This window comes from Vibrio lentus, assembly GCF_030409755.1.
GTDB lineage: Bacteria > Pseudomonadota > Gammaproteobacteria > Enterobacterales > Vibrionaceae > Vibrio > Vibrio lentus.
The window spans coordinates 1,774,634-1,800,760 of sequence record NZ_JAUFQE010000002.1 but is presented as its reverse complement, the minus strand read 5'-3'; the positions used below and the strand labels follow the sequence as shown (position 1 = coordinate 1,800,760).

The window sequence follows — 26,127 nt, the reverse complement described above, 5'->3', positions numbered from 1 at the left end:
AAAATTCACCCAGAAATCTTGGTGAATTGTCACATTCTATTGAATTTGTTTACTTAATCATCAGCGTATCTTATTCACCCGCTAAATACTGAGTGTCCAAATTACAGAAGGCCACGAGAAGAGTTGCCACAGATGCATAGAAACCGAATGAATCGATCTCACAACATTTAACGTTGAACTTTGGTACCCAAGTAAGGAGTTGTTGTTCAATAAATTGCTGTTGAACAGTGAACGATTTTTCTAATTCTTCTTCAAGCTCAGTTTCATTTGAACGGATGATGAGATTGCCAAGGAAATCAAGTTCGATAGCAATGTGGTCTGCTGGCTCTTTCAGATCTTGGTTAACCACCAAGTTGTGCTTAGCCATGATCTCTTCCATGTCTTTAGCTGGCTTATCGTTTAATAGACCTGTTTCGCCGATATACATTGAAGCGTAAGGTAGAGCACCATGTTTATCTGTCTTTAAAAATAGATCGCAAAAGTCAGCAGACAGTTCTAGTTGGGCATCTTCACGTGTTTGTAGACGGTTCAATGCGTCTACCAGTTTATCAATCGCAGGCTTGAGTGTTTCGTTTTCGCCTAAACCAGTCAGGAAAGAACGGATCTCAACAGAGTGGTAGTGGTCGAGTTCTTCTTGTGTGAGCTCTTTAGCGAACAAGCTTGATAGCCACCAGTAGATTTCAGCTCTTTGTTCGTTGAATGCTTTCGTATCTTTCATTTCATAGATCCTGATTTAGTCTTGTGATGTTTATATACCCAAGCATCGCGAAGTCATTTGGGTATAAGCACACCAAGGCTCAATAACAAGGTTATTTGCTAAACGCAAAGTGACTCGTTAGTCGTAATGCCTATATTGAATTGCGATGGACGATAAATAGCAAGGTTTTAGATTGTCTTGTATCAAAAAAGATTCATGTTTCTCGCTTTTATCTGCTGTACCACTAGAATTGTTACTAGTTATGAATAGAATGGTTACTGAAACTATTAAATAAGAAAAGTGGTGTAGATGAGCTATCACGTATTAGTCGTAGAAGATGATGTGGTAACCCGAAGTAAGCTGGTTGGATATTTCCAGAACGAAGGTTACACAGTGAGCGAAGCGGAAAGCGGCGCTCAGATGAGAAACGTGTTGGAAGAAAACAACGTTGATCTCATTATGCTAGACATCAACTTACCAGGCGAAGATGGATTGATGCTAACTCGCGAATTACGCAGTCAATCGGACATTGGGATTATTTTAGTTACTGGACGCACGGATAGCATCGACAAAATTGTAGGCCTAGAAATGGGCGCAGACGATTATGTTACTAAACCCTTCGAACTTCGCGAGTTATTAGTTCGAGTTAAAAACTTACTTTGGCGTATTGCTGCGGCTCGCAAAACCGCGGTTGGTACGGCAGTTGAAGCTGAAGACGAATCTGTGGTTCGTTTTGGTGAGTGGACGTTTGATATCCCTCGTCGTGCTTTAAGTAAAAATGGTGAGCCAGTTAAGCTGACTAAAGCAGAATATGAGCTGCTCGTTGCGCTTTCTTCTTACCCTAACCAAGTGTTAAGTCGCGAACGTATTTTGAACATGATCAGCCACCGAGTGGATGCTCCAAATGATCGAACCATCGACGTGCTAATCCGTCGCATGCGTGCGAAGATGGAGTTCGACCCTAAGAACCCACAAATCTTTGTGACGGTTCACGGTGAAGGTTACATGTTTGCTGGTGACTGATTCTCTTCGGGAGTTCTAGTCAGCAACAAAATTTGAACGTAAAAAAGCCGAGGCGTCATTGATGTCTCGGCTTTTTATTACTTGGTTTTTACAATTAACGAATTGAACAGCTGCAACTTACTAGGTTACTCAGTTTTACTCATTCGCAGAGTTACTGATTAGCTTAGTTTATTGAGGTTGCGCTGCAGAAGCTGCGCCGTTTTCATCGACTAAGCTAGAAGCAGCAGGAAGAACAATCGGTTCTTCAACTGGGTCGCTGCTTGTGTCTAGCCAATCACGTAGGCTCTGCCAAACCAATCCCATTGTTTCGTGCCAGTAACGCTCTGTTTGTTCAAGATAGAGTGCTTTTGGCATGTACTTATTCCAAGGTTCAACAATCCCTTCTTGTGCAAGGTAGTTGGTTGGAGCGGGTAATGGTTTCATGCCAGCGGCATTGAATTCATTAAGTGCGCGAGTCATGTGGCTTGCTGAAGTCACGAGCACCATTCTTTTGTTTTTCACGAATGCAGCGGCTTGGCGAGCTTCTTCCCACGTATCTTTTGCGGTTTCAAGCAGAATGATATCGGGTTTTGCGACACCGAGTGCTAGCGCGACCTTAGCCATCATTCTTGCGTTGCTCACTTCAGTGCCTGCCCCATAGCCAGACAAAATAAGTTTCGCTCCAGGGTAGAGGCGTAGAATGCGGATCCCTTCACTTAAGCGCATTAAACCTGTGCGGCTAAGCTCCGATGTAGGTGGTATTTGATCATCGACGACGTGACCACTTCCGAGAACCATTACATAATCGACGGTTTCATCGACGGGTAAAAATGCAGTGTGTTGCCTTTCCATTGGCATTAAAAGTTGACTAGAAACTGGTTGGAAAGCGATTAGGAAAATACCACAGAGGGCTGAAAGGGTAATTAGGCAACCAGTCTTCCTTTTGGTAGTAAACATCACTAGGGCTAAACCCAGAAAAGCGAGAATTAACATTGCTGGCAGTGGCATCAATAGCGAAGACACTACTTTTTTCAGCTCAAACATATCCGAATAGTCCGAAAAAACATCACTTAGTAGTAAAAAGAGACATCGCCTCTTTATTCCTGAAATTCCTGTGACAGAATAGCAGGCACGATAGGACATAATAACTCAAGTAGCCGTGACTGAAGACCGTAATTTCGACGATATTGCCCACAAATTTGCAAAAAATATTTACGGCTCTGACAAAGGAGAGATCCGTCAGATCATCGTATGGGAAGATTTAGAACAAGCTTTGAGCAAATTTGACCATTCAGCTTCGCCTCTGCATGTTCTTGATGCTGGAGGTGGTCTTGCACAGATGTCGCAAAAAATTGCGTCGTTAGGGCATAACGTCTCTCTGTGTGATCTCTCTTCTGAGATGCTTAAGCTTGCACAAGAAAGTATCAACGAAGCGGGTTTGTTAGAACAGTATCGGTTTATTCATTCTCCGGTACAAAAAGTGGCAGAACACCTTGAAGGCCAAGTCGATTTTGTGATGTTTCATGCCGTAATGGAATGGCTCGCAGATCCTAAAGAGGCGCTTGATTTATTACTGGAACAAGTAAAACCCGGTGGCGTTGCCTCGATAATGTTTTACAACCACCACGGATTAGTCCTGAAAAATGTGATTTGTGGCAACATTCCTCATGTATTGAATGGGATGCCACATCGAAAACGGTTTAAGCTGCAACCACAAAAAGGCTTGAAGCCAGAAGAGGTTTATCAATGGATAGAAGACGCTGGTCTAGAAATCTGTGGTAAATCAGGCATTCGTTCCTTCAGTGACTACATAGGTAATATGGAGTACATGGGCGATTACCAATTTGAAGATGTATTGGAACTAGAAAAACAGCTATGTCGCCAAGAGCCATATCTGTCACTAGGCCGTTATATTCACGTTTGGGCTCAAAAACCTGCGCAATAGCAGCGGTGAATGTGGTAAAAGAAGCCACAACATGCGCTATGCAATCGTAAGAAGCCCGCGTCATAAAGAAATAGGCGTAATATCTAACATGTTCGATATTACGAAAAACAGTAACAGGAACCACAATGAGTGAAATGACTCAAACTGCCGAAGAGCAGCCAATTGATGAGTTGGTAGGCTGGGTCAAGCAGCATGACTTTTCATTAAACTTGCCGCCAGAGCGTTTAGCATTTTTGATTGCTATCGCAGTGCTAAGCAATGAAAGGTTCGATGAAGAACTAGGTGAAGGTGAATTGCACGATGCATTTACCATTGTCACTCGTCTGTTTGAAGATACCGGCGAAGCGTCTGCATTCCGTGCAAACAACGCTATCAACGAGTTGGTTAAACAAAAACTGATCAGTCGTTTTACTAGTGAGATCACCGACGGTGCAAGTATTTACCGTCTTTCTCCACTTGCGATCGGAATTTCAGATTATTACTTACGTCACCGTCAATTCTCTAAGTTAAAACTGTCGATTCAACTTTCGATGGTTGCAGATGAGATGGCTAAAGCGATTGAAGCTGCGCAAAAAGGCGGAACACCTGGCCACTGGCAAAAGAACGTTTATGGCGTTTTGAAATATTCAGTGGGTGAGATCTTCGATCAGATCGATTTAAACCAGCGTGTGATGGACGAGCAGCAACAAACCGTCAAACAGCAAATCGCTGATCTGCTTAATAAAGATTGGCGAGAAGCGATCAATAACTGTGAGTATTTGCTATCGGAAACCTCAGCTACGCTAAAAGAATTGCAAGACACCTTGCAAGCGGCCGGTGACGAACTGCAAACCCAGATCCTCGATATTCAAGAAATTGTGTACGGTGATGATGAACTCGAGTTCGTAGGCGAAACCTTGTTTGGTTTGCAAATGAAACTCGATCGAATCACAAGTTGGGGCCAACAGGCGATCGACTTATGGATCGGTTATGACCGTCACGTGCATAAGTTTATCCGTACCGCGATTGATATGGATAAAAACCGTGCCTTTAGCCAGCGCTTGCGTCAGTCGGTTACCGACTACTTTGATGCGCCTTGGTTACTGACTTATGCCGATGCTGAAAAGCTCACCGATCTTCGTGATGAAGCCTTGGTGCTTCGTGATGACGAAGTGATGGGGCAAGCGCCAATCGACGTAGAGTACGAAGAATTCGAGCAAGTGAACGATCTGCTTTCAGACCGAATTGCAGAGATGTTAAAAGCTCACAAACAGCAAGGTGCGCCAATAGATCTTGGTCTTGTGCTGCGCGATTACCTCGCAGCACACCCTCGCACACACCATTTTGATTTAGCCAGAATTGTTGTCGACCAAGCCGTGCGCTTAGGTTACTCAGCGTCTGACTATCAGGCTATTCAGCCAGATTGGCAGGCAATCAACGATTTCGGTGCAAAGGTACAAGCAAATGTCATTAACAAGTACTGATGATTACATGCCAGAGAAACTGGTAAAAGCGATAGCGAACCCGTTGTTCCCTGCGCTAGATAGCATGCTGCGTTCAGGTAAGCATGTTTCAACAGAAGATTTAGACAACCACGCGTTGCTTTCTGATTTCGAAGTAGAACTTCAGCATTTTTACCAACGCTACAACACGGAACTCGTGAAAGCGCCTGAAGGTTTCTTCTATCTGCGCCCGCGTTCTACGTCTTTGATTGGCCGAAGTGTTTTGTCTGAGCTCGATATGCTCGTTGGCAAGGTATTGTGTTTTTTGTACCTAAGCCCAGAGCGTTTAGCCCACGAAGGTATTTTTACTAATCATGAGCTATTTGATGAACTGATTTCGCTAGCTGATGAGAAAAAACTGATGAAACTGGCGACGAACCGAGCTTCGGGTTCTGACTTGGATAAAGAAAAGCTCTTTGAAAAAGTACGCACATCTTTACGTCGTTTACGCCGTCTCGGCATGTTGATTGCGATTGGTGAAACGGGCAAATTCCGAATCAGTGAAGCGGTGTTCCGTTTTGGTGCTGATGTTCGTGTTGGCGACGACATGAAAGAAGCTCAGTTACGTCTTATCCGTGATGGTGAAGCCGTGGTTCATACACAAGAGCCAAACCAAGGCAGCTTGCTAAATGAAGAGCAGGCAGAAGCCGCATCAGAACTAGACGTAGACGAAAACGGTCAGCAAGACATTTTTAACGATCAAGCCGGCTTTGATGATGAATCAAACCTTGGCGAACAGAACAAAGTAGAAGGTGATGCATGATTGAAAGAGGTAAGTATCAATCATTAACCATGATCAACTGGAACGGCTTCTTTGCGCGTACCTTTGATATTGATGGATTGGTTACAACGCTTTCTGGCGGTAACGGTGCGGGTAAGTCGACCACAATGGCGGCATTCATTACAGCGTTAATTCCTGACCAAAGCCTTCTGCACTTCCGTAATACAACGGAAGCCGGCAGTTCACAGTCTTCTCGTGACAAAGGTCTTTACGGTAAGCTTCAACCTGGCGCGTGTTATGCGGCGTTAGATGTTGTGAACTCTCGTAACCAGCGCCTATTGTTTGCGGTAAAACTGCAGCAAGTAGCGGGTCGTGACAAGAAAGTAGACATCAAACCGTTTGTTATCCAAGGCCTCCCAAGCCATGTGAAACCAACCGATGTTTTGATTCAGAACGTTTCAGACAGCCATGCTCGCGTATGCCAGTTAAATGACGTGAAAGCGGCGGTAGCACAATACGAAGGCGCGCACTTTAAAGCTTTCTCTTCGATTGTTGATTACCACTCACAGATGTTTGAATACGGTGTGGTACCGAAGAAACTGCGTAACAGCAGCGACCGTTCTAAGTTCTACCGTCTGATTGAAGCATCGCTTTATGGTGGTATCTCAAGTGCAATTACGCGTTCGCTACGTGATTACCTTCTGCCACAAAATGGTGGTGTGAAGAAAGCATTCCAAGACATGGAATCAGCACTTCGCGAAAACCGTATGACACTTGAAGCGATCAAAACGACTCAGTCGGATCGTGACTTGTTCAAACACTTGATCACAGAATCGACCAATTACGTGGCAGCGGATTACATGCGCCATGCGAATGATCGCCGTAATAAGCTTGATCAAACCATGAAGTTCCGTGGCGAACTGTTGGGCTCACGTGAAACCTTGCTTAATCAAAACAACCTGTTGAATCGAGTTCAAGAAGAGTTGGAGCAATTGGTTGATCAAGAATCTGCTCTTGAGCAAGATTATCAAGCAGCTTCGGATCATCTTCAGTTGGTTCAAACTGCACTTCGTCAGCAAGAGAAAATTGCTCGCTACAGCGAAGATTTAGAAGAGCTTAATGAGCGTCTAGAAGAGCAGATGATGGTGGTTGAAGAAGCTCAAGAACGAGTACTTCTTGCTGAAGAACAGGCAACCATTACTGAAGAAGAAGTGGATAGCCTGAAAACTCAGCTTGCTGACTACCAACAAGCGTTGGATGTTCAGCAGACTCGTGCACTTCAATACCAACAAGCCGTTCAAGCGTTAGAAAAAACTAAGCAGTTGCTGGGTGATGACTCTATTACCGCAGAAAGCGCATTAACTTTGGTTTCTGAGCTAAAAGCACAAGAAGAATCAAGCACTCAAACGCTACTGTCGACTAAACATAAGCTAGACATGTCTTCTGCTGCCTCTGCACAGTTCGACAAAGCGCTGTCTCTTGTTAAAAGCATTGTTGGCGATATTGAGCGTAAAGATGCCTCTCACGGCGCGAAACAAGCGTTAGAGAAAGGCCGCAACGCAAAACACGTTGTTGAAAATGAACAGCAGTGGCGTGCACAGCACCGCGATATGGCTCGTGATGTAGCGCAGCAGCGTCAAGCTAAAGAGCTAGCGACTGAATACCAAAAGCAACACAACGTGTTACTCACGGATGAAGCGATCTTTGATGAAGAACGCGAACGTCATGCTATGCAGATCGAGTCTCTTGAGTACGCTCAAGAAGAACTGCGTGAAGCGAAAAGCGAGCAACGTCGTGTTCAACAAAATCACGATCAAGAAATTCAAAAACTGGAGTCAATTGCTCCAGCATGGATCACTGCCAACGACGCGCTTGAGACATTAAGAGATCAAACGGATGCTGAGCTAGAAGATAGCCAAGCGGTGATGACTCAAATGCAGCAAGTGCTTGAAGGCGAAAAATCTCAAGCGGTCGCGAAAGATCAATTAGCGACTCGTCGTGCGCAACTTGAACAAGAGATTGAACGCTTAGCGTCTCCGGGTGGTTCTAATGATCCTCGCTTGAAAGGCCTAGCGGATACCCTTGGTGGTGTGCTGCTTTCTGAGATCTATGACGACATTACCATTGGCGATGCACCGTATTTCAGTGCGATGTATGGCCCGGCTCGTCACGCGATTGTTGTGTCTGATCTTGATGGTATTAAAGAGAAGCTGGTGGATCTTGAAGATTGCCCAGACGACCTTTACATCCTTGAAGGCGATGTCGATGCATTTGATGACAGCTCATTCAATGCTGACGAATTAGAAGGCGCCGTGTGTGTTCAGCTGAATGATCGCCAAATGCGTTACTCTCGTTTCCCAGAGATCCCACTGTTTGGTCGCGCTGCTCGTGAGCAACGATTAGAGAAATTACGCGAAGAGCGTGATGTTGTTGTGGAAAACCATGCGAAAGCGGCGTTTGATGCACAAAAGCTGAATCGCTTATACCAAGCATTCAATAGCTTTGTTGCTAAACACCTACACGTTGCGTTTAACACCGATCCTGAACAGGCGCTAGTGTCTATTCGTGATAAGCGTAACCAAATTGTTCGTTCTTTGGCTGAATTAAACTCTAAAGAGCAACAGCAACGTAGCCAGCTTCTACAAAGCAAACAGGCAATCGGTGCGCTAGATAAATTAGCACCAATGGTTCGTATTTTAGAAGATGAAACATTGGTTGAACGTCTTGCTGAATTGGAAGCGCAGCTAGAGCGCTTGAGTGAAGAGAAGTCGTACCTGAACAACCATGGTAAAGCATTGGCGTCTTTAGAGCAGATCGTTTCAGCACTTGACGCTGACCCTGAACAGTTCGAGGCACTAGAAGCGCAATACCAACAAGCTGACCAAGCTCTACAAAGCTTGAAAGGCAAAGTGTTTGCTCTGTCTGATTTGATTGAACGTCGTCATTACTTTGCTTACGCGGATTCTGTAGACCTGCTTAACAAGAGCAGCGAACTGAGCGAGCAATTGAAAGCGAAGTTGGTTCAAGCAGAACAAGCCAGAACCAAAGGCCGTGATGGCTTGAAGCAAGCTCGTGAACAGATGAACCAGTACAACCAAGTATTGGCAGCACTGAAGAGCTCACATCAAGCGAAACAAGAAACGGTTCAAGAGTTCAAACAAGAGCTTCAAGAGTTTGGCGTAAATGCTGATGAAGGCGCTGAAGAACGTGCTGTACGTCGTCGTGATGAACTGCACGAGCGTTTGCACACTTCACGTGGTCGTAAGAGTGAATACGAGCGTACCATTACGTCGACTGAACTTGAGATGAAAGCACTGGCTAAGCGTCTTAAGAAAGTACAGAAAGAGTACACCGAGCTTCGTACCTTCGTTGTTGCAGCGAAAGCGGGTTGGTGTTCAGTACTTCGTTTAGCGCGTGAGAATGATGTTGAACGTCGTCTGCACAAACGTGAGTTGGCTTACCTAACGGCAGGCGAGCTTCGCTCTATGTCGGATAAATCACTGGGTGCACTGCGTTTGGCTGTGTCTGACAATGAAGACCTACGTGATTCGCTGCGTCTATCTGAAGACAACGCGCATCCAGAGCGTAAAGTTCTGTTCTACATTGCGGTTTACCAACATCTTCGTGAGCGCATTCGCCAAGACATCATTCATACGGATGATCCAGTTGAAGCAATCGAAGAGATGGAAGTTGAACTTGCTCGTCTAACAGAAGAACTGACGCAGCGTGAAAACCGCTTAGCGATCAGCTCTGAATCTGTAGCAAGCATCATCAAGAAAACGATTCAGCGTGAGCAGAACCGTATTCGTATGCTCAACCAAGGTCTGTCGAACATCTACTTTGGTCAGGTTAAGGGCGTGCGTTTGAACGTTAAGATCCGTGAAAGCCACGAGATCTTGCTATCAGGTCTAGCGACTCAACAAGAGCAGCATAAAGACTTGTTCGAATCAACGCGCTTTACCTTCTCTGAAGCGATGGCGAAACTGTTCCAACGTGTGAACCCACATATCGATATGGGTCAACGTTCTCCACAAGTTCTTGGTGAAGAGCTGCTGGATTACCGTAACTACCTAGAGCTGAGTGTTGAAGTTAACCGTGGTTCAGATGGTTGGTTACAAGCGGAATCGGGCGCACTGTCTACGGGTGAGGCGATCGGTACGGGTCAGTCAATCCTATTGATGGTTATTCAGAGCTGGGAAGAGGAATCTCGTCGACTCCGCAGTAAAGACATCGTTCCATGTCGTTTGTTGTTCCTTGATGAAGCCGCACGTCTGGATTCTAAGTCGATTTCTACGCTGTTTGAACTGTGTGACCGTTTAGGTATGCAACTTCTGATTGCTGCGCCAGAGAACATTAGCCCAGAGAAAGGTACGACTTACAAACTGGTTCGTAAGGTCTTCAAAGACCACGAACATGTACATGTTGTTGGCCTGCGTGGTTTTGCTCAAAACAAACCAGCATCTCCGGTGCAAGAGCTTATCGAAGAAGCTGAGCAATAACCTTGATAGCCGGGCTATAAGCTCGAAAGCGACTCAATGATATTTATTCAAAGCCTCTAATCATTAGGGGCTTTTTTGCATCTCGAATATAACTTTCTGCATTCAAACTCTTCATCCGATCCACTCTCATAGTTACTGATAAGACCACTCATACCTTATGGTTATTATCAATGGAACTTGTTTGAGGTCACACGCACAAAACCACAAATAATGTATGGTAATGACATAGGTTTAATAATATTAATAATATTGTATTACTTAAATTTTAATTGTTGATAACTCGCGTGTGCGAAAGGTAAAGGTAGGACTTAGGTATGATTCAAATCGTTATTGATGGGAAATATCGAATCGTCGAGCAAGGGCAAACTGTTCTTGAAGCGGCAAAAACATGTGGTTTGGAGATCCCATCTTTATGTGGTTTGAACAAAACAGCGGATAAAGTACCGTGTGATTTGTGTGTCGTTGAAGTTGATGGCGTTGGCGTTACTCGCTCTTGTGAGCTGGAAGTGTCTGATGGGCTGAATATTACCACTCAGTCAAAACAGTTAACGAACCATCGACAAGAAGCTTTGAACCGCATCATGACCGATCATTACGCTGACTGTGAGGCACCATGCCAAACCGCTTGCCCTGCTGGCGTCGATATCCAATCTTACCTACATCATATTGCTCAAAATGATCACATCAAAGCGATAGAGGTGATTAAAAAGACGCTACCGATGCCGCTTTCGATTGGTCGTGTATGTCCTGCTTTCTGTGAAACCGAATGTCGTCGTAACTTGGTCGATGAATCCATCGCGATTCGCCAGCTCAAACGACATGCAGCGGACGCGGATCTAGCCGCTCAAGAGAGCTACATGCCCCCTAAGAAACCAAACAAAGGCAAGCGCGTTGCCATTGTTGGTAGTGGTCCCGGTGGTCTTACGGCAGGCTATTATCTGTCGAATGAGGGCTATGACGTCAGTGTTTATGAGTCGATGCCCAAAGCGGGTGGTTGGCTGCGTTACGGTATCCCTGAATATCGCTTACCAAAGTCGATTCTCGATAAAGAAATTGAGTTGATGTGTCGCAACGGGATGGCTGTTGAATGTGACAAAAAGTTGGGCGTTGATTTTACATTGTCGGATTTAAGCAACGACTTCGATGCGGTTTGTTTAGCGGTTGGTGCGTCACAAGCCGTTGAGATGAATTACACCGGAAGTGATCTAGCAGGTTGTTACCTAGGTGTCGATTACCTAAAAGACTATGTGACCGACAAGCATTTCACTACAGGTAAAAAAGTCGCAGTGATCGGCGGTGGTAATACCGCGATTGATTGCGCTCGAACTGCAGTCCGTGATGGAGCTGATACCACGTTGATTTATCGACGAACACGAGATGAGATGCCGGCGGAAGACTACGAAATCGAAGAAGCCGAACACGAAGGCGTCAAATTTCATTTCTTGACCAATCCAGCTGAAAATATCGCGGATGAGAATGGTCACGTATCTGAAATCCGATTAGAGCGTATGGCTTTGGGGCCGGCTGATGCCTCAGGTCGTCGAAGCCCGAAACCTACGGGTGAGTTTTTTGTTGAGGATTTCGATACCGTGATTGCTGCCGTGTCGCAAAAGCCTGATCTGAGCTTTATGGACAATGAGTCACTAGAAATCCCGTTAACGCGTTGGAATACCGCTGACGCTGATCCACAAACCATGCACACGGGAACAGGCAATATCTTCAGTATTGGCGATTTCCGACGTGGCCCTGCAACCGCTGTCGAAGCGGTGGGAGATGGCCGAATTGCTGCGCAAGCGATCGACCGATTCTTTAATGGTGACATGAACCAGATCCCAGCCAAGCCTTTCAATTCAAGAAAGCAAAAGCAGCTAAAAGCCGTTGACCCAGAGCAGTATAAATCGATACAGCGAATGGCTCGTAAGATCATGCCAGAGCTCACCCCTGAGCAGCGCGAGCAAAGCTTTGAAGAAGTAGAAACTGGCTTTGATAATGCCGATGCGATAGCTGAAGCAGCAAGGTGTTTAGAGTGTGGTTGCCAAGCTAATACCGATTGTGACCTGCGAGACTATTCGACTGAATACAAGGCAACGCAAACGCATCCAGAATATAAAATCGATGTGGCTTCTAACGACAGCTGGCAAGCGATTCGCGCGGAAGAAACTAAGGTCGGTTTAACAAGACAAAAATTCGCGGTCGATGACAGCTCTGAATTCATTATTTTTGATGCCAATCGCTGCATCAGTTGCGGTCAGTGTATCCAAGCGTGTCGTGAACAGAATGTTCATGGTGTTTTAAGCTTCATGAACCAATCAGATGGTAAACCTGCGTCAAGGCCTGAGTGTCGTCCTAACTTCGGGGTCGATAAGATCCTAATGGGCGATTCTAACTGTGTGCAATGTGGTTCATGCGTTCAGGTATGCCCGACAGGCGCGATGGTGGATGCTCGTGACAGAAAGCAAGGTGATACAGATTTACTTAAGAAAGTCGACACCATCTGCACCTATTGTGGTGTGGGTTGCAAACTCACGATGCATGTCGACGAGAAGAAAAACAAAATCCGTTATATCGAAGGGGGAGACTCTCCGGTCAATGAGGGCATGTTGTGTGTGAAAGGGCGATTTGGTTTCGACTTTGTCGGCAGCGATGCGCGTTTAACCACACCATTAATCCGAAAAGATGGCTGGCTACAGCCCGCAAGTTGGGATGAAGCGATTAAATTGATCGCTGATAAATTTACTGCTATTAAACAAGGCTTTGGCAGCAATGCTCTAGCGGGTTTCTCATCGGCTAAAACCACCAACGAAGACAATTATGCTTTCCAAAAATTCATCCGCCGTGAGCTTGGAACCAACAACGTCGACCACTGCGCTCGTCTTTGCCACGCTTCAACCGTAACTGGGCTTGAAGCTTCTCTGGGCAGTGGGGCGATGACCAATGATATTCCAAGCATCAAGCACTCAGATGTGATCTTTATTATTGGGTCAGACACCACTTCGGCGCACCCAATTATTGGTTCGCACATCAAGCAAGCGGTGAGACATGGTGGCGCTCGTCTTATTGTCGCTGATCCAAAAAGGATCGATATCGCCGATCATGCTGAACTCTATTTAGCGCATCGACCGGGTACTGACGTTATGTTGATCAATGGTGTGATGCAACAGATCATCAAGCACGGTTGGTATGATCAAGAGTATATTGAAGACCGAGTTGATGGCTTTGATACCTTGTTACAAGAGGTGATGTCGCCAAGCTATTCCTTAGACAAAGTGGAACTAGTGACTGGTGTGAAAGCCGAAGATATCTTCGCGATGGCGCGTTTGATTGGCACCGCAGAACGCACAGCTGTGTATTACTCAATGGGTATTACGCAACACACCACAGGGCACGATAACGTTCGCTCGATTGCTAACCTGCAACTCCTTTGTGGCAATATCGGTATTGAAGGTGGTGGTATCAACCCATTACGTGGTCAATCCAATGTTCAGGGTGCATGTGATATGGGCGCGTTGCCAAACAATCTACCGGGTTATCAGAAAGTCTATAACCCAATAGTTCGTCAAAAATTTGCGATGGAGTGGGGCGTTTCCGATTTACCTGCTGAAACGGGACTAACACTCACCGAGATCATAGATGCGGCGTGTCACCGTGACGTACGTGGTTTATACGTGATGGGCGAAAACCCAGTGCTCAGTGACCCGAACCAAGCACACGTGATTGAAGGGCTTGAAGCGCTGGATTTCCTTGTCGTTCAAGACATCTTCTTAACCGAAACCGCGCAGTATGCAGACGTGGTTCTGCCATCTTGCTCGTTTGCTGAAAAGTCGGGGCACTTTACTAATACTGAGCGACGTGTTCAGCGTATTAACCCAGCAGTATTACCTCCCGGTGAAGCGAAAGAAGACTGGGTGATTATTCAGATGCTCGCCAACGCAATGGGCGGCGGTTGGGGCTATAACACCGTTGCCGATATCACCAATGAGATAGCAAGAGTGACACCGCAGTATGGTGGCTTACGTTGGGAGAATATTACAGTGAATGGTGTTCAGTGGCCGAGTAATAAGAACAACCCTGACGGCACTCGTATCATGCACCAAACTCAATTCACTCGTGGGCGTGGTCAAATGGAAGCTATTCCGTTTCGATACGCGGCGGAGCTGCCAGACTCAGAATACCCATTAGTGCTAACAACGGGACGTGTGCTGGAGCAGTTCCATACAGGTACCATGACTCGCAAAACAAAAGGGTTAGATAACTTAGCCGGGCCGCGTGCAATGATCAGTGTCTATGATGCTGAAGCATTAGGGATCTCGAATGGACAGATGTTAAAAGTATCGACACGTCGTGGTGAGATAGAGATTACTGCTTTTGTCACTAAGAGGATGCAGAAGGGGGTGGTGTTTATTCCATTCCATTTCGTGGAATCTCCGGTGAACCGCTTGACGACGACAGCGACGGATCCACATGCCAAGATCCCAGAGTTTAAAGTAGCGGCTGTGCGTATTGATCCAATCCGTAAGCCTGAAATTGAAGCAACAGAGGCCTAGCTTATACCAATCACAGTAAGTAAGTGATCAGAAATAGCGCAGGAAAAAGGCTTGAGAGCAAGGCTGCTCTTTTCGACAAGAAGTTTTGATAAGTAGTTATTCTACAATCAAAAATTCTAACGCAGTTATCGAGTATTTTAACCAACTAGGGTGAACAGTTATTTACTACGATTGGTATTAATGCGCTAACCTAAACTTCAGACATTAAAAAGCCACGTAACTCTCAGAGTTATGCGGCTTTTCTATTGAACTCGATTAGGTATCGAATTACTTACTCAGTGACCAAGGTTAACTTGGTTCGCTCCTAATCTAGATTAGCTCGATACAATTTCGCTACCGTGAACACCAAATTGCTTAGCCGCGTAGGCAACGCGCTCTGCAGCTTTTGGGTATTCAGCAGGTGTACCTAGGTTTTCAATATGATGCAAGCGAGGTAATAAACCTGCGCCGTTTGCAATCTGTATCGCTAATCCAGGACGAGCATTAAGCTCCAGTACCATAGGGCCTTCTTCTTGGTCTAAAACCATGTCAGTACCCATGTAGCCAAGACCTGTCATTTCCCAAGCGCTTGATGCAAGAGTCAGTAGTTTTTCCCAATGCGGCACTTGAAGTGCCGCCAACTCTTTCCCTGTATCTGGGTGGTGAGTTACTGGTTGGTCAAACTGAACCGCACGCACGGCTTTCCCGGTCGCGATGCAAATACCAACACCCACAGCACCTTGGTGCAAGTTTGCCTTGCCGTCAGAAGCTGAAGTAGAAAGGCGCATCATCGCCATCACAGGGTAGCCTTTAAATACGATGATTCGTACATCTGGCACGCCTTCGTAACTGAAGCCTTCGAAACACTCATCAAACTTGATGAGGTTTTCAACTACGGCTACGTCGTTCTTACCACCTAGTGAGAAAAGACCGGCTAGAGCATTACTAATGTGACGCTCTACGTCTTCTTCGTTAATGGTTGAACCCGATGGTTTAGTGTAAACCCCATCTTTATGAGAGATCACGACAAGGATGCCTTTACCGCCACTTCCTTGTGCTGGCTTAATAACAAAGCCAGGCCACTCTTTAACCATTTTATGGATTGTTTTTACTTCAGCTTGGTGACCAATTACGCCAATCAACTTTGGTACGGTTGCACCAGCCTGTTCAGCGATAATCTTAGTCTTAAGCTTGTCATCAACGAGTGGATACTTGGAACGATCATTATAGCGACCAATATAACTATGGTTACGCTTGTTCATCCCCATTATGCCTTTGTCTTTCAACTTAAACGGTGAAGTAAATTGATCAAACATAACTTAGTCCTCCGCTAGCGGTTTAAAGCGACGAAGCTCGGTTAGGCGGTAGCCTGTGTAGTTACCTAGTAGCAAGATGGTCGCTAGAATTACAAGCTGCAAACCAATAAAGTTGAACGTTAAGTGTTGAATGAACGGGTTAGTCATACCTAAGTAAACAAGTACCGCGGTAAATAGTGAGCCGCCACCTTGTAGTACAACTTCTTTCGCGCCTTCTTCTTCCCAAAGGATAGACATACGTTCGATAGTCCAAGACAAGATAATCATTGGGAAGAACGTAATCGATAGGCCTTCGGTAAGTCCGATTTTAAATGCGACGACAGTAAATATCGAGATAATCATAATTACCGTAATAATTACGGCGGATATCCTGGCCACGAGCAAGAGGTTGAGTTTGGATAAGTAACTTCGAATTATAAGACCAGTACCAACAATCAGTAGGAAGCCTACAATACCTGTCACCAACTGCGTTTGAACGAATGCCACGGCAATCAGAACGGGCATGAACGTACCAGAAGTCTTAAGACCGATGATAACTCGTAGGAACACAACGATTAGCGCACCAATTGGAATCAGCATGATGGTTTTAAACATCGCTTGCTCTTCTAACGGTAGGCTGTGGATCGAGAGGTTCAACAGTTGGTCGGCAGAGACTTTACTGCTGGTTGCTTCTGTTGGTGAGATTTCCTGAGCAATCATCGAGAAGTGAACTTTACTGTTCTGGCCGCCCACTACATCTAATAGAGAGACATTTGATTCGTCCCAGATGAGTAGGTTTGGTTGAACTTGTTGCTCGCTAGATTCAGGAGAGAATAGAACCCACTGGTTATTATCCCAAATTTGGTTCATGTGTTGGATTGATTGGCGACGACGTCCGTCTTCCAACTCAATAACACCGACAACTTTGTTGTGGATTTTAGCGGCAGAAAGTAGCTTGTGTGTCGCATCCACTTTGGTCATGTTATTCAGAATCAGCGCTGAGTTTTGGCTGTCTGGATCGTTAAGCGTTTTGATTAACTCACGAGTAAAGGTGATGTTGTCTGCTGAACGCTTGGTTGCTCTGTCAATCAAAGCAAGAGCTGCAGCTTCTTCAGGGCCGTCAAAGCTTGGTTGAGCCACTTCACCTTCTGGAGGTGTTGAGGTAACGTTCGCTTGGCTATCGACTAAGAACTGTGTCTTGTAGTAGATAGTCTGTGGGCCATCTGCATGACGAATTGACCACTCAGCACGGCGACCTGAATCTGTATTCAAGTATGAAATACCGTAGCCTGGTGATGAAGCTGACTCGCCGATAAGTGTAAAGTTAGACTGTGTGTGAGGTGCGGCTAGTGAAACTTTTGCTTCTTTGCCCACTGCATTGAATTCTATACGAGCTTCAATGTCCCAAACCTGATTAGTTTCGCCTGGAGTCCAGGGTACACCGTAGGTTGTATGTCTGAACATACTCAGTGTTATACCTGCTACGATAAGCAGGAAAATTGAGATATAAAATGGAATTCTTGACGTCATAGCTTACCCTACTATTGTTATTTAACTTCCGTTTGTACGTATTTTTTACTTACATCTACTAGCGCTATGTCTTTGATAAATTCGCGCCCTAGTAATACAGGGTGACTCATTTGAGAGCGATCCGCCAATGTAAATTGCGCTTTTTCATGGATTTTTCCAACTTTCACCCATAATTCAATCACAGCTCTACGTTCTGTCTGATCATTGGTTGATTGGCGGATTTTCACAAAACGTACCACAGGTGCTTCAATCCATTTCTGGTCTTCTGGTGATTGTGCTTTATCTGCTAAGTGGAACTTCACCCAGTCTTTACCGTTACGCTCGAATTCTTTGATGTCTACAGCATTTAAAGAAGAGGTTGTTGCGCCGGTATCAACACGCGCATCAAAGCTTTGGTTGATAGAATCAATGGATACTTTTTCGATTCCGCCAAGGATGGTCGGTTGTGATGTGGTAGCGATAGGTGGGGTTGTCACTGCTACAGGTTCTTCTTCCTCTAGCTGTTCAATAACTTTGTGTTCCATGCTCGTTAGGTGAACATCTAATTGGTTAGAAAGGGTGATAACTTCCTCTTCTAAGCTTTCTATATAATCACTTTGATTGCTGACTTGCAGTTCAAGGTTTTGAACCTTATTTGCGATGTTTGTCTCTGAGCGGGCAATAGCGTCGAGAGTTTCTTGGTGGTAGGCCGCACCGTTGGTGAGGGTACAGCCAGAGAGCAAACCAACCGCCACAATTGGCGATAATCGCTTAAACATAAAAAAAACCTTTGGAAATTAGAGAATAGTTCATACTATTTAGAAGTTTAGCCTACAAAAAAGGATGCGTGAAGCATCCTAATGTAAGAGTCTGGTCATATTGAATCGCAATGTGAGCGCTGCGCCAGTTATCGTCAATTGAAATAGCTCACTTATTAAACATAAGTCAATTTTTGTTCAATTTACGCGCTTTTAAGTCAAAGTTTACTGCGACAGATGTGATGGCTTCATTGCTACTAAAAGCTATTATTCGGTGGTCACCAGAACAATAGCTTTCGGACAATGAATTTACGGCTTTGTCGCCACAAGAACTGCACGTCTCGGCGCTGGGTGACCTTCAACCGTTTTACTTGGATCATTCGGGTCTAAGTAATCTGGCAAAGAGTTGTGTGTCATCCATTCTGTTGTGCGTTGTTCGCCAATCGTCGTAACATTTTCATCAACGATGCGAACGTCTTCAAAGCCAACTTGTTCAAGCCAGCGTTTCAATGCGCGAGCAGATGGGAAGAAGTACACGTTTCTCATTTGCGCGTAGCGGTCAACAGGCACAAGAACAGCGTTTTCGTCACCTTCAATCACTAACGTTTCAAGTACCAGTTCGCCACCAGATACCAATTGGTCTTTTAGTTGAATCAAATGATCAAGCGGTGAACGGCGGTGGTAAAGCACGCCCATGCTGAATACAGTGTCGTAAGCTTCCAGTTTTGGCAGCTGTTCAATACCTAAAGGTAAAAGGTGCGCGCGTTGGTCATCGCCCATCAGCTTACGGATAGCTTCAAACTGAACAAGGAAAAGGTGAGACGGGTCGATACCGACGGTCAAACGAGCACCTTCACCTAACATACGCCACATGTGGTAGCCATTACCGCAACCTACATCGAGTACTGAACGGTTTTTAAGCGGTGAGATATGTGGAAGTACACGGTCCCATTTCCAGTCGCTGCGCCATTCTGTATCGATATGAATGTCATGAACGGTATAAGGACCTTTGCGCCAAGGGTGGAACGTCTTTAATAAGCTCTCTAGCTTTTTAAGTTCACCTGTTTGAAATGGTGTGCTGCTGCCGATAGTCACAGAGTTCTTTAAATCAACTTGATTAGGCACGCCTTGCGGGATCTTATTCAGTGCACGTAACCAACGGTCAAAGTCACCGTGCTCTGCATTTTGCCAATCCGTCAGCTGTTGAGGAAGAACATTGAGCCACGGCTGTAGGCGAGTGTCTTGGGCAATGAGTTGATAAAAGTTAGCAAAATTAAACATGAATAATAATAACCGTTGTGGAATTCATAATGTGTACAGCCTTATCGCCATAACACAGGAAATTAAGGGCTAAAGTATGAAAGCTTCAGACTTTAGCCAATTGTGGTCGAGCGCTATTTAATCGCGAACATCGAACCGAAGTTGAAGCATTGGAACCACACTTCGCTACTTGAGAAGCCAATCTTTTCAAAACGTTGCTTATGAACTGGAATAGAATCTGGACGCATCACATTTTCGATAGCACTGCGTTTCTGGCTGACTTCAAGCTCGCTGTATCCATTTGCACGCTTGAAATCATGGTGCAGATCGATAAGCAGTTCATTTGAACTTTCATCTTCAAACACAAACTTTTCAGACAGAATCAAAATACCACCCGGACGCAATCCAGCATGGATCTTTTCAAGCAGCGCGTAGCGGTCGTCAGGTGATAAGAACTGTAAGGTGAAGTTCAACACAACAACTGAAGCGTCTTTAATCTCGATTTCACGGATATCAGCTTCGATAACTTCGACTGGCGTATCGCTTCGGTAGGCGTTTACATGCAGCTTACAGCGTTCAACCATGGCTTCCGAATTATCGACAGCAAAAATCGTACAGCCTTCTTGTTGGATGTGGCGGCGCATTGAAAGCGTTGCTGCGCCAAGAGAGCAACCCAAGTCGTAGATGTTTGAGTGTGGTTTTACGAAGCGTTCAGCTAACATGCCAATAGCAGAGATGATATTGCTATATCCAGGAACCGAGCGTTGAATCATATCTGGAAATACTTCAGCAACCCTTGCATCAAAGGTGAAATCACCAATTTTATCAATGGGAGCGGAAAAGATATTGTCTTTGTTGCTCATTGCATTCTCTCTCGACAGTCAGCGTAATCGGCACAGAATTCGTACCAAATAAAAGGGGACGTATTTTACGTAAAAAAATCGCTTGTGTCACGAAAACTGAGATTGATGAAAGTGAACGCGTGTTAGTGGTTGTTTACTATCAAAACATCGAGATTTGATGGTCACCTTTTTGAGCAGGAAACTCCGCCAAATTAGGCAAGGTTATCTGTGTGTGTTCAGCAACTTGCGCCTGTAATTGCTTATAGATAGCAATCGCCAACTCAGGGGCGTGATTATTGTCTGGGGTGTGGATCATTAAATAAGGCTGTTTACCTTCATTTAACCAAGTTGGTAATTTCGCGAACCAAGGTTTAAAGAAAGCGAGATTGGGTTCCTGATCTGGATGTCCAATAAAGCGAACCATTGGATTGTTTGCCGTCGCAATGGCATGAACCGGAACGCGTGGTTTCTTTTGATGTGCGTCGATCACCGCTTCTGTGGTCGGTGGTGCGGAGAAAACAGGACGGCTATCCATAATGATGCGATTGATCCCTTCTTCTATTAGCCAATGATTGAAACGTTTTTCGGCATCGCCTTTATCAAAGAAACCAAGGTGACGAACTTCGACGCCGAGCTGCATGTCTTTTGGAAACAAGGTACAAAATTTTTGCAGGGCAGGGAGCATGCTGGGTTCGAAGCTATGGGGTAATTGAATCGTCCACTGACCAATGCGTCTGTGTAGGGGCGACATGGTGAGCAGAAATTCTTTGAGTTCGGCTTGGCAATGTTTTAAGTGCTGCTGGTGGGTGATGAACTTAGGCAGCTTAAAAGTAAACTTGAAATCATCGTGACTCGCGGCTTTCCAGTTATTGACCGTTGAGATACTGGGTGTCGCATAGAAAGTCGTGTTGCCTTCAACTGTATGAAAAACTTGGGTGTACTTCTCTAAGCGTTCAGCAGGTTTTGTTCCCTTACCATAGAACTGACTTTGCCACTCAGAATGAGACCACATTGTTAATCCAAGTCTTAGAGGTAAAGTTTCAGTTGTTATTACACTAGCATCCATCTATTACACCGTTATTTATCACGCCATCAGTCATTACAAAAAATTTTTGGGTTGAAACGAAAAACTACTGTACGAGACTTTTGCTGATTAAGGTACTTTCGAGATATAATTATCGCAATTTTTTCGGTTTTGATGAATCTTTGCGCACTTGATGGGCTAAAAAGCAGCAAAGCCAGATAAAACACAATAAATTCGAATGTGGAAGGTCGATTTTAAGCGAGTTTCCGCGTATAAATGTTCCTTTGCTCTGTTGTGTGGAATGACCACTGACAGCTTGGAAATTAGTAAATAATTAAGAGATTGGGAAATTCATTATGCGTACCCATTACTGTGGTAACCTGAACAAGTCCCTGGCGGGACAAACTGTAGAATTGTGCGGCTGGGTAAACCGTCGCCGTGATTTAGGCGGTCTTATCTTTATCGATATGCGAGATCGTGAAGGCGTCGTTCAGGTTGTTGTCGATCCAGATATGAAAGATATCTTTCCGATCGCTAACCAACTGCGTAATGAATTCTGTATCAAATTTACTGGTGAAGTACGTGTTCGTCCTGACAGCCAAGTAAATAAAGATATGGCGACGGGTGAAGTTGAGCTTTACGCAACTGGCCTAGAGATCATCAACCGTTCAGAAGCGCTTCCACTAGACTTCAACCAAACGAACTCTGAAGAGCAGCGTCTTAAGTACCGTTACATCGATCTTCGTCGTCCAGAAATGAGCGATCGTATTAAGCTTCGTGCACGTGCTTCTAGCTTCGTTCGTCGTTTCCTAGACGAGAACCTATTCCTAGACATCGAAACACCAGTACTAACGAAAGCGACACCTGAAGGCGCTCGTGATTACCTAGTACCAAGCCGTGTTCATAAAGGTAGCTTCTACGCACTTCCTCAATCTCCTCAGCTGTTCAAGCAACTGCTGATGATGTCTGGTTTTGACCGTTACTACCAAATCGTTAAATGTTTCCGTGATGAAGATTTACGTGCTGACCGTCAGCCTGAATTTACTCAAATCGATATCGAAACATCATTCCTGTCTTCTCAAGAAGTACGTAACATCACTGAAAAGCTAGTTCACGATATGTGGAAAGAGCTTCTAGATGTTGAACTGGGTCAATTCCCAGTAATGCCATTCTCTGAAGCGATTCGTCGTTTCGGTTCTGATAAGCCAGATCTACGTAACCCACTAGAACTAGTCGACGTTGCTGACTTGGTTAAAGACGTTGAGTTCAAAGTATTCTCTGGCCCTGCGAACGACGAAAAAGGTCGCGTAGCAGTAATCCGTGTACCGGGTGGCGCTAAGCTGACTCGTAAGCAAATCGACGGTTACGCAGAGCACGTAGGTATCTACGGTGCGAAAGGTCTAGCTTGGATGAAGGTTAACGACCGTGCTGCTGGCATGGAAGGTATCCAATCTCCAGTTGCTAAGTTCCTAAACGAAGACGTAATCAACAGTCTTCTTGAGCGCACTCAAGCTGAATCTGGCGATATCATCCTATTTGGTGCAGATAAAGCGAACATCGTTGCTGAAGCAATGGGCGCACTTCGTATCAAGCTAGGTGATGACTTAGAGCTAACAGACAAGAAAGCGTGGGCTCCTCTTTGGGTTATTGATTTCCCAATGTTCGAAGAAGATGGCGAAGGCAACCTTCACGCAATGCACCACCCATTCACATCACCACTTGGTGTGAGCGCGGAAGAGCTAAAAGCAAATCCAGCTGCGGCTAACTCTGATGCATACGACATGGTCATCAACGGCTACGAAGTAGGCGGCGGTTCTGTACGTATTCACAGCGCAGAAATGCAAACGGCTGTATTTGGTATCTTAGGTATCGAAGCTAAAGAGCAACAAGAGAAATTCGGTTTCCTACTTGAAGCACTTAAGTACGGTACGCCACCACACGCAGGTCTAGCATTCGGTCTTGACCGTTTAGCAATGCTTCTTTGTGGTACAGAGAACATCCGTGACGTTATCGCATTCCCGAAAACAACAGCTGCAGCATGTCTATTAACAGACGCGCCGAGCCTAGCAAACCCAGCATCACTGGAAGAGCTAGCAATCGCTGTTAACTTAGCGAAGAAAGAAGACTAATCAAACGATTAAGCTCAACTTTTTAATCAAACAGTGAGTTTTCGATAGAACTTTTTCTTTCGCAGAACAACGAAATGCCCGTTAATTTGACGGGCATTTTTTTTTGCGTTCGATATACTAAGCTCATAAAGCATGTATAAATAATCAGTATTTGAAGTTATGTCTATTATCTTAGGGATTGACCCTGGCTCTCGTATTACCGGCTATGGCGTGATTCGTCAAAATGGTCGCCATCTATATTACTTAGGTAGCGGTTGTATTCGTACCTCTGAAAAAGAACTGCCAGGTCGCTTAAAGCAAATCTATGCGGGCGTGAGTGAGATCATTACTCAGTTTCAGCCTGATGTGTTTGCGATCGAACAAGTGTTCATGGCGAAGAATGCCGATTCAGCACTTAAACTTGGCCAAGCTCGTGGTAGTGCGATTGTAGCTGCGGTGAATGCAGACTTGCCTGTACATGAATATGCGGCTCGTTTGATCAAACAAGCAGTGACAGGTAACGGTGGCGCTGATAAGTCTATGGTTCAGAATATGGTGATGAGCATGCTCAAACTACCCGCTAAGCCACAAGCCGACGCAGCCGATGCGCTAGGCGTAGCGATCACTCACGCTAACACCAATAAAACCTTGGTCGCACTTGCAGGTAAAGCAACAGGAGCAAGAAAAGGGCGTTACCGTTAAATCTCATTCTATTGTTAGTTCCTAATTCTGCCTTTTAAACTTATTCTATTGATGAGCCTCACGCCCTGTTTGGCTCATATCAAAACAATACGCCTCTAAATCCTTGATGAAATGAGATCTTTCGAACATAACCCAGATAATAACATTGCGTATCATTTAACATGTTATTAACATTGGTCGGAGGTCTTACAAGTTAATCAAGGATGATCACTGATGAACCCAATCAAGCTGTGGCGCGCGCTGTTTCTACCCAAAAGTAACGGGTGGAGTAACAACGAAGTCAGACAAGCCGATATCTTATTACTCTTCACTTTTATCGCATTCTTCGTGGGTGTCTATAGCTTAATCAAGTGGACTAAGCACGAAGAGCAACTTCTGGTCGTCACATCTGTATTTCTTATCGTATTCGAACTGATCTCGGCACTGCTACTTCGTGTGACGAGTAAGCCGAGCCTTGCACTTAACTTTGGTTTTGTCGGCATGGCTGTCCACGCGTTGAACATCATTTATCAAAGCGGTGGGGTAGTGGCTTCCACTCAAGCTTATTGGGTGCCTTTGTTAGTGGTCGCTTTCTTCTTATCAGGAACACGAATCGTGGCTTTGGTGTGGAGTGGACTGGTTATCGGTGTGTCATTAGTGATGACGTCAGCACACCTCAATGGACTTGCATTTCCCCAGCTTGAGCTAACCCCTGATGCGGTAGTGGTAGAAACTTGGTCCGGTGTGATTATGCCGCTGGTGGTGATCTGTATTGCTCAAGCATTTACTGCTAAGCAAAAAGAGGTGGCCATCGAAATGGCAGAGGATGCGATTTCAGAGAGCCAACACGTTGCCAATCAAGCGACGCAAAGTGAAGGTCGGCTCTCTATCGTGCTCGACCAAGCCAATTCGAATTCAGAGAGTCTACAGGGTGTTTCGGTTCATTTGGATCAGCAGTCACAAGACTTGCATGCGCAAGTCGAAGTGTTGAATGTCAATTGCGAGTCTCAAGCGAGCGCTGCAGAAGAGATGAGCCAACAACTCCATCAAATGACCCAAGGCATCGAAGAATCCAATTCATTTGTGGGTGAACTGAAAGAGCGCAGCGAAGCGGTTGGCACCAAAGCGCAAAAGAGCTCAGAGTCACTAGAAGCTTCAACCGATGCAATCAGTCAGATCATTCAAAGTAATCAAGAAATCATGAAAGTCGCTGATTTGATCACTTCGGTTGCTGAGCAAACCAATCTGTTAGCACTTAACGCGGCAATCGAAGCGGCTCGCGCAGGTGAGCAAGGAAGAGGCTTTGCTGTGGTAGCTGATCAGGTAAGAGAGCTATCGGCGAAAAGCAGTCATTCGGCGATAGAGATTCGAACTCTGTTAGACCGCAGTAAAGAAGAAGTTGAACACGGCAGAGCAATCATCGAAACCACGGCGAGCGAGATGAACGGTATTATCTCTGAGGTGCAAACCATATCAACAGATGTTAATCAGCTCACCAATATTATGGCAATGCAGATGAATTCGCTAAAAGAGCTCGATCTCGCCAGTTCAGAAGTGGCGCAAAGTGTGGCGGAAACTAAATCGGTGTCAGGCTTAGTCGCGAATTATGGTTCTGAGCTAACAGGTCATGTGACTTCGGTTAAAGAATTGGTCGCGAGCTTGAACAGCGTGGTCTCGCAAGCCAAACAAGCCTAAATAATTCACTTCAAAAACACAAAGAACTGGATAAGTATCCAGTTCTTTTATATTCTGTCCTTCAAATTAAATTCCATCAAGAGAGTG

At 45.2% G+C, this 26,127-nt stretch carries 17 protein-coding genes; 9 read left to right on the top strand and 8 right to left on the bottom strand.

The annotated features are described in order from the left end of the window. Nucleotides 1-70: 70 nt before the first annotated feature. Nucleotides 71-718, bottom strand: coding sequence for a molecular chaperone TorD (gene torD / locus QWZ07_RS16440; RefSeq protein ID WP_192852888.1), 648 nt, complete (start codon nt 716-718; stop codon nt 71-73). A gap of 288 nt (nt 719-1,006) precedes the next feature. On the opposite strand from torD, the gene torR reads away from it, so the two are divergent. After that, complete coding sequence (gene torR, locus QWZ07_RS16435) at nt 1,007-1,720, top strand: two-component system response regulator TorR (RefSeq protein ID WP_017105765.1); 714 nt, start codon at nt 1,007-1,009, stop codon at nt 1,718-1,720. Between the two features lie 168 nt (nt 1,721-1,888). Here torR and elyC read toward each other — a convergent pair whose 3' ends face one another. Continuing rightward, nucleotides 1,889-2,743, bottom strand: coding sequence for an envelope biogenesis factor ElyC (gene elyC / locus QWZ07_RS16430; RefSeq protein WP_192852889.1), 855 nt, complete (start codon nt 2,741-2,743; stop codon nt 1,889-1,891). A 115-nt stretch (nt 2,744-2,858) separates the two neighbouring features. On the opposite strand from elyC, the gene cmoM reads away from it, so the two are divergent. The 5 genes from cmoM to fdhF all read left to right on the top strand — a co-directional run bounded on the left by cmoM (nt 2,859) and on the right by fdhF (nt 14,889). Further along, entirely contained in the window at nt 2,859-3,644 is a 786-nt protein-coding gene (gene cmoM / locus QWZ07_RS16425) for a tRNA uridine 5-oxyacetic acid(34) methyltransferase CmoM (RefSeq protein ID WP_102361412.1), read from the top strand. A 125-nt stretch (nt 3,645-3,769) separates the two neighbouring features. Then, nucleotides 3,770-5,107 (top strand): chromosome partition protein MukF, encoded by a 1,338-nt coding sequence (gene mukF / locus QWZ07_RS16420; protein ID WP_192852890.1) that lies wholly within the window; start codon nt 3,770-3,772, stop codon nt 5,105-5,107. Next, on the top strand, nt 5,088-5,888 hold the full coding sequence (mukE, locus tag QWZ07_RS16415) for a chromosome partition protein MukE (RefSeq protein ID WP_102383401.1): 801 nt from the start codon (nt 5,088-5,090) through the stop codon (nt 5,886-5,888). The genes mukF and mukE overlap by 20 nt, the downstream gene beginning before the upstream one ends. Beyond that, complete coding sequence (mukB, locus tag QWZ07_RS16410) at nt 5,885-10,345, top strand: chromosome partition protein MukB (protein ID WP_192852891.1); 4,461 nt, start codon at nt 5,885-5,887, stop codon at nt 10,343-10,345. Before mukE ends, mukB begins: the two co-directional genes overlap by 4 nt. 314 nt (nt 10,346-10,659) lie before the next feature. Continuing rightward, nucleotides 10,660-14,889, top strand: a complete 4,230-nt coding sequence (gene fdhF, locus QWZ07_RS16405) for a formate dehydrogenase subunit alpha (protein WP_192852892.1) — start codon at nt 10,660-10,662, stop codon at nt 14,887-14,889. Between the two features lie 314 nt (nt 14,890-15,203). On the opposite strand, the gene QWZ07_RS16400 is transcribed toward fdhF, so the two are convergent. The 6 genes from QWZ07_RS16400 to QWZ07_RS16375 form a co-directional block, all read right to left on the bottom strand. Next, entirely contained in the window at nt 15,204-16,184 is a 981-nt protein-coding gene (locus QWZ07_RS16400) for an alpha-L-glutamate ligase-like protein (protein ID WP_017105758.1), read from the bottom strand. A 3-nt stretch (nt 16,185-16,187) separates the two neighbouring features. Further along, nucleotides 16,188-17,693, bottom strand: coding sequence for an inactive transglutaminase family protein (locus QWZ07_RS16395; protein ID WP_102308651.1), 1,506 nt, complete (start codon nt 17,691-17,693; stop codon nt 16,188-16,190). 17 nt (nt 17,694-17,710) lie between these two features. Continuing rightward, on the bottom strand, nt 17,711-18,451 hold the full coding sequence (locus QWZ07_RS16390) for an ATP-dependent zinc protease family protein (RefSeq protein ID WP_102308650.1): 741 nt from the start codon (nt 18,449-18,451) through the stop codon (nt 17,711-17,713). Nucleotides 18,452-18,739: 288 nt separating this feature from the next. Beyond that, on the bottom strand, nt 18,740-19,711 hold the full coding sequence (gene cmoB / locus QWZ07_RS16385; protein ID WP_192852893.1) for a tRNA 5-methoxyuridine(34)/uridine 5-oxyacetic acid(34) synthase CmoB: 972 nt from the start codon (nt 19,709-19,711) through the stop codon (nt 18,740-18,742). A gap of 113 nt (nt 19,712-19,824) precedes the next feature. Next, entirely contained in the window at nt 19,825-20,553 is a 729-nt protein-coding gene (gene cmoA / locus QWZ07_RS16380) for a carboxy-S-adenosyl-L-methionine synthase CmoA (RefSeq protein ID WP_017105755.1), read from the bottom strand. Between the two features lie 139 nt (nt 20,554-20,692). Continuing rightward, entirely contained in the window at nt 20,693-21,598 is a 906-nt protein-coding gene (locus QWZ07_RS16375) for a DUF72 domain-containing protein (RefSeq protein WP_102315086.1), read from the bottom strand. Between the two features lie 314 nt (nt 21,599-21,912). On the opposite strand from QWZ07_RS16375, the gene aspS reads away from it, so the two are divergent. The 3 genes from aspS (at nt 21,913) to QWZ07_RS16360 (ending at nt 26,040) form a co-directional block, all read left to right on the top strand. Then, entirely contained in the window at nt 21,913-23,685 is a 1,773-nt protein-coding gene (aspS, locus tag QWZ07_RS16370; RefSeq protein ID WP_102308648.1) for an aspartate--tRNA ligase, read from the top strand. Nucleotides 23,686-23,844: 159 nt separating this feature from the next. Further along, nucleotides 23,845-24,366, top strand: a complete 522-nt coding sequence (gene ruvC, locus QWZ07_RS16365) for a crossover junction endodeoxyribonuclease RuvC (RefSeq protein ID WP_004736470.1) — start codon at nt 23,845-23,847, stop codon at nt 24,364-24,366. A gap of 213 nt (nt 24,367-24,579) precedes the next feature. Then, nucleotides 24,580-26,040, top strand: a complete 1,461-nt coding sequence (locus QWZ07_RS16360) for a methyl-accepting chemotaxis protein (protein WP_192852894.1) — start codon at nt 24,580-24,582, stop codon at nt 26,038-26,040. The last annotated feature ends 87 nt before the right edge of the window (nt 26,041-26,127 follow it).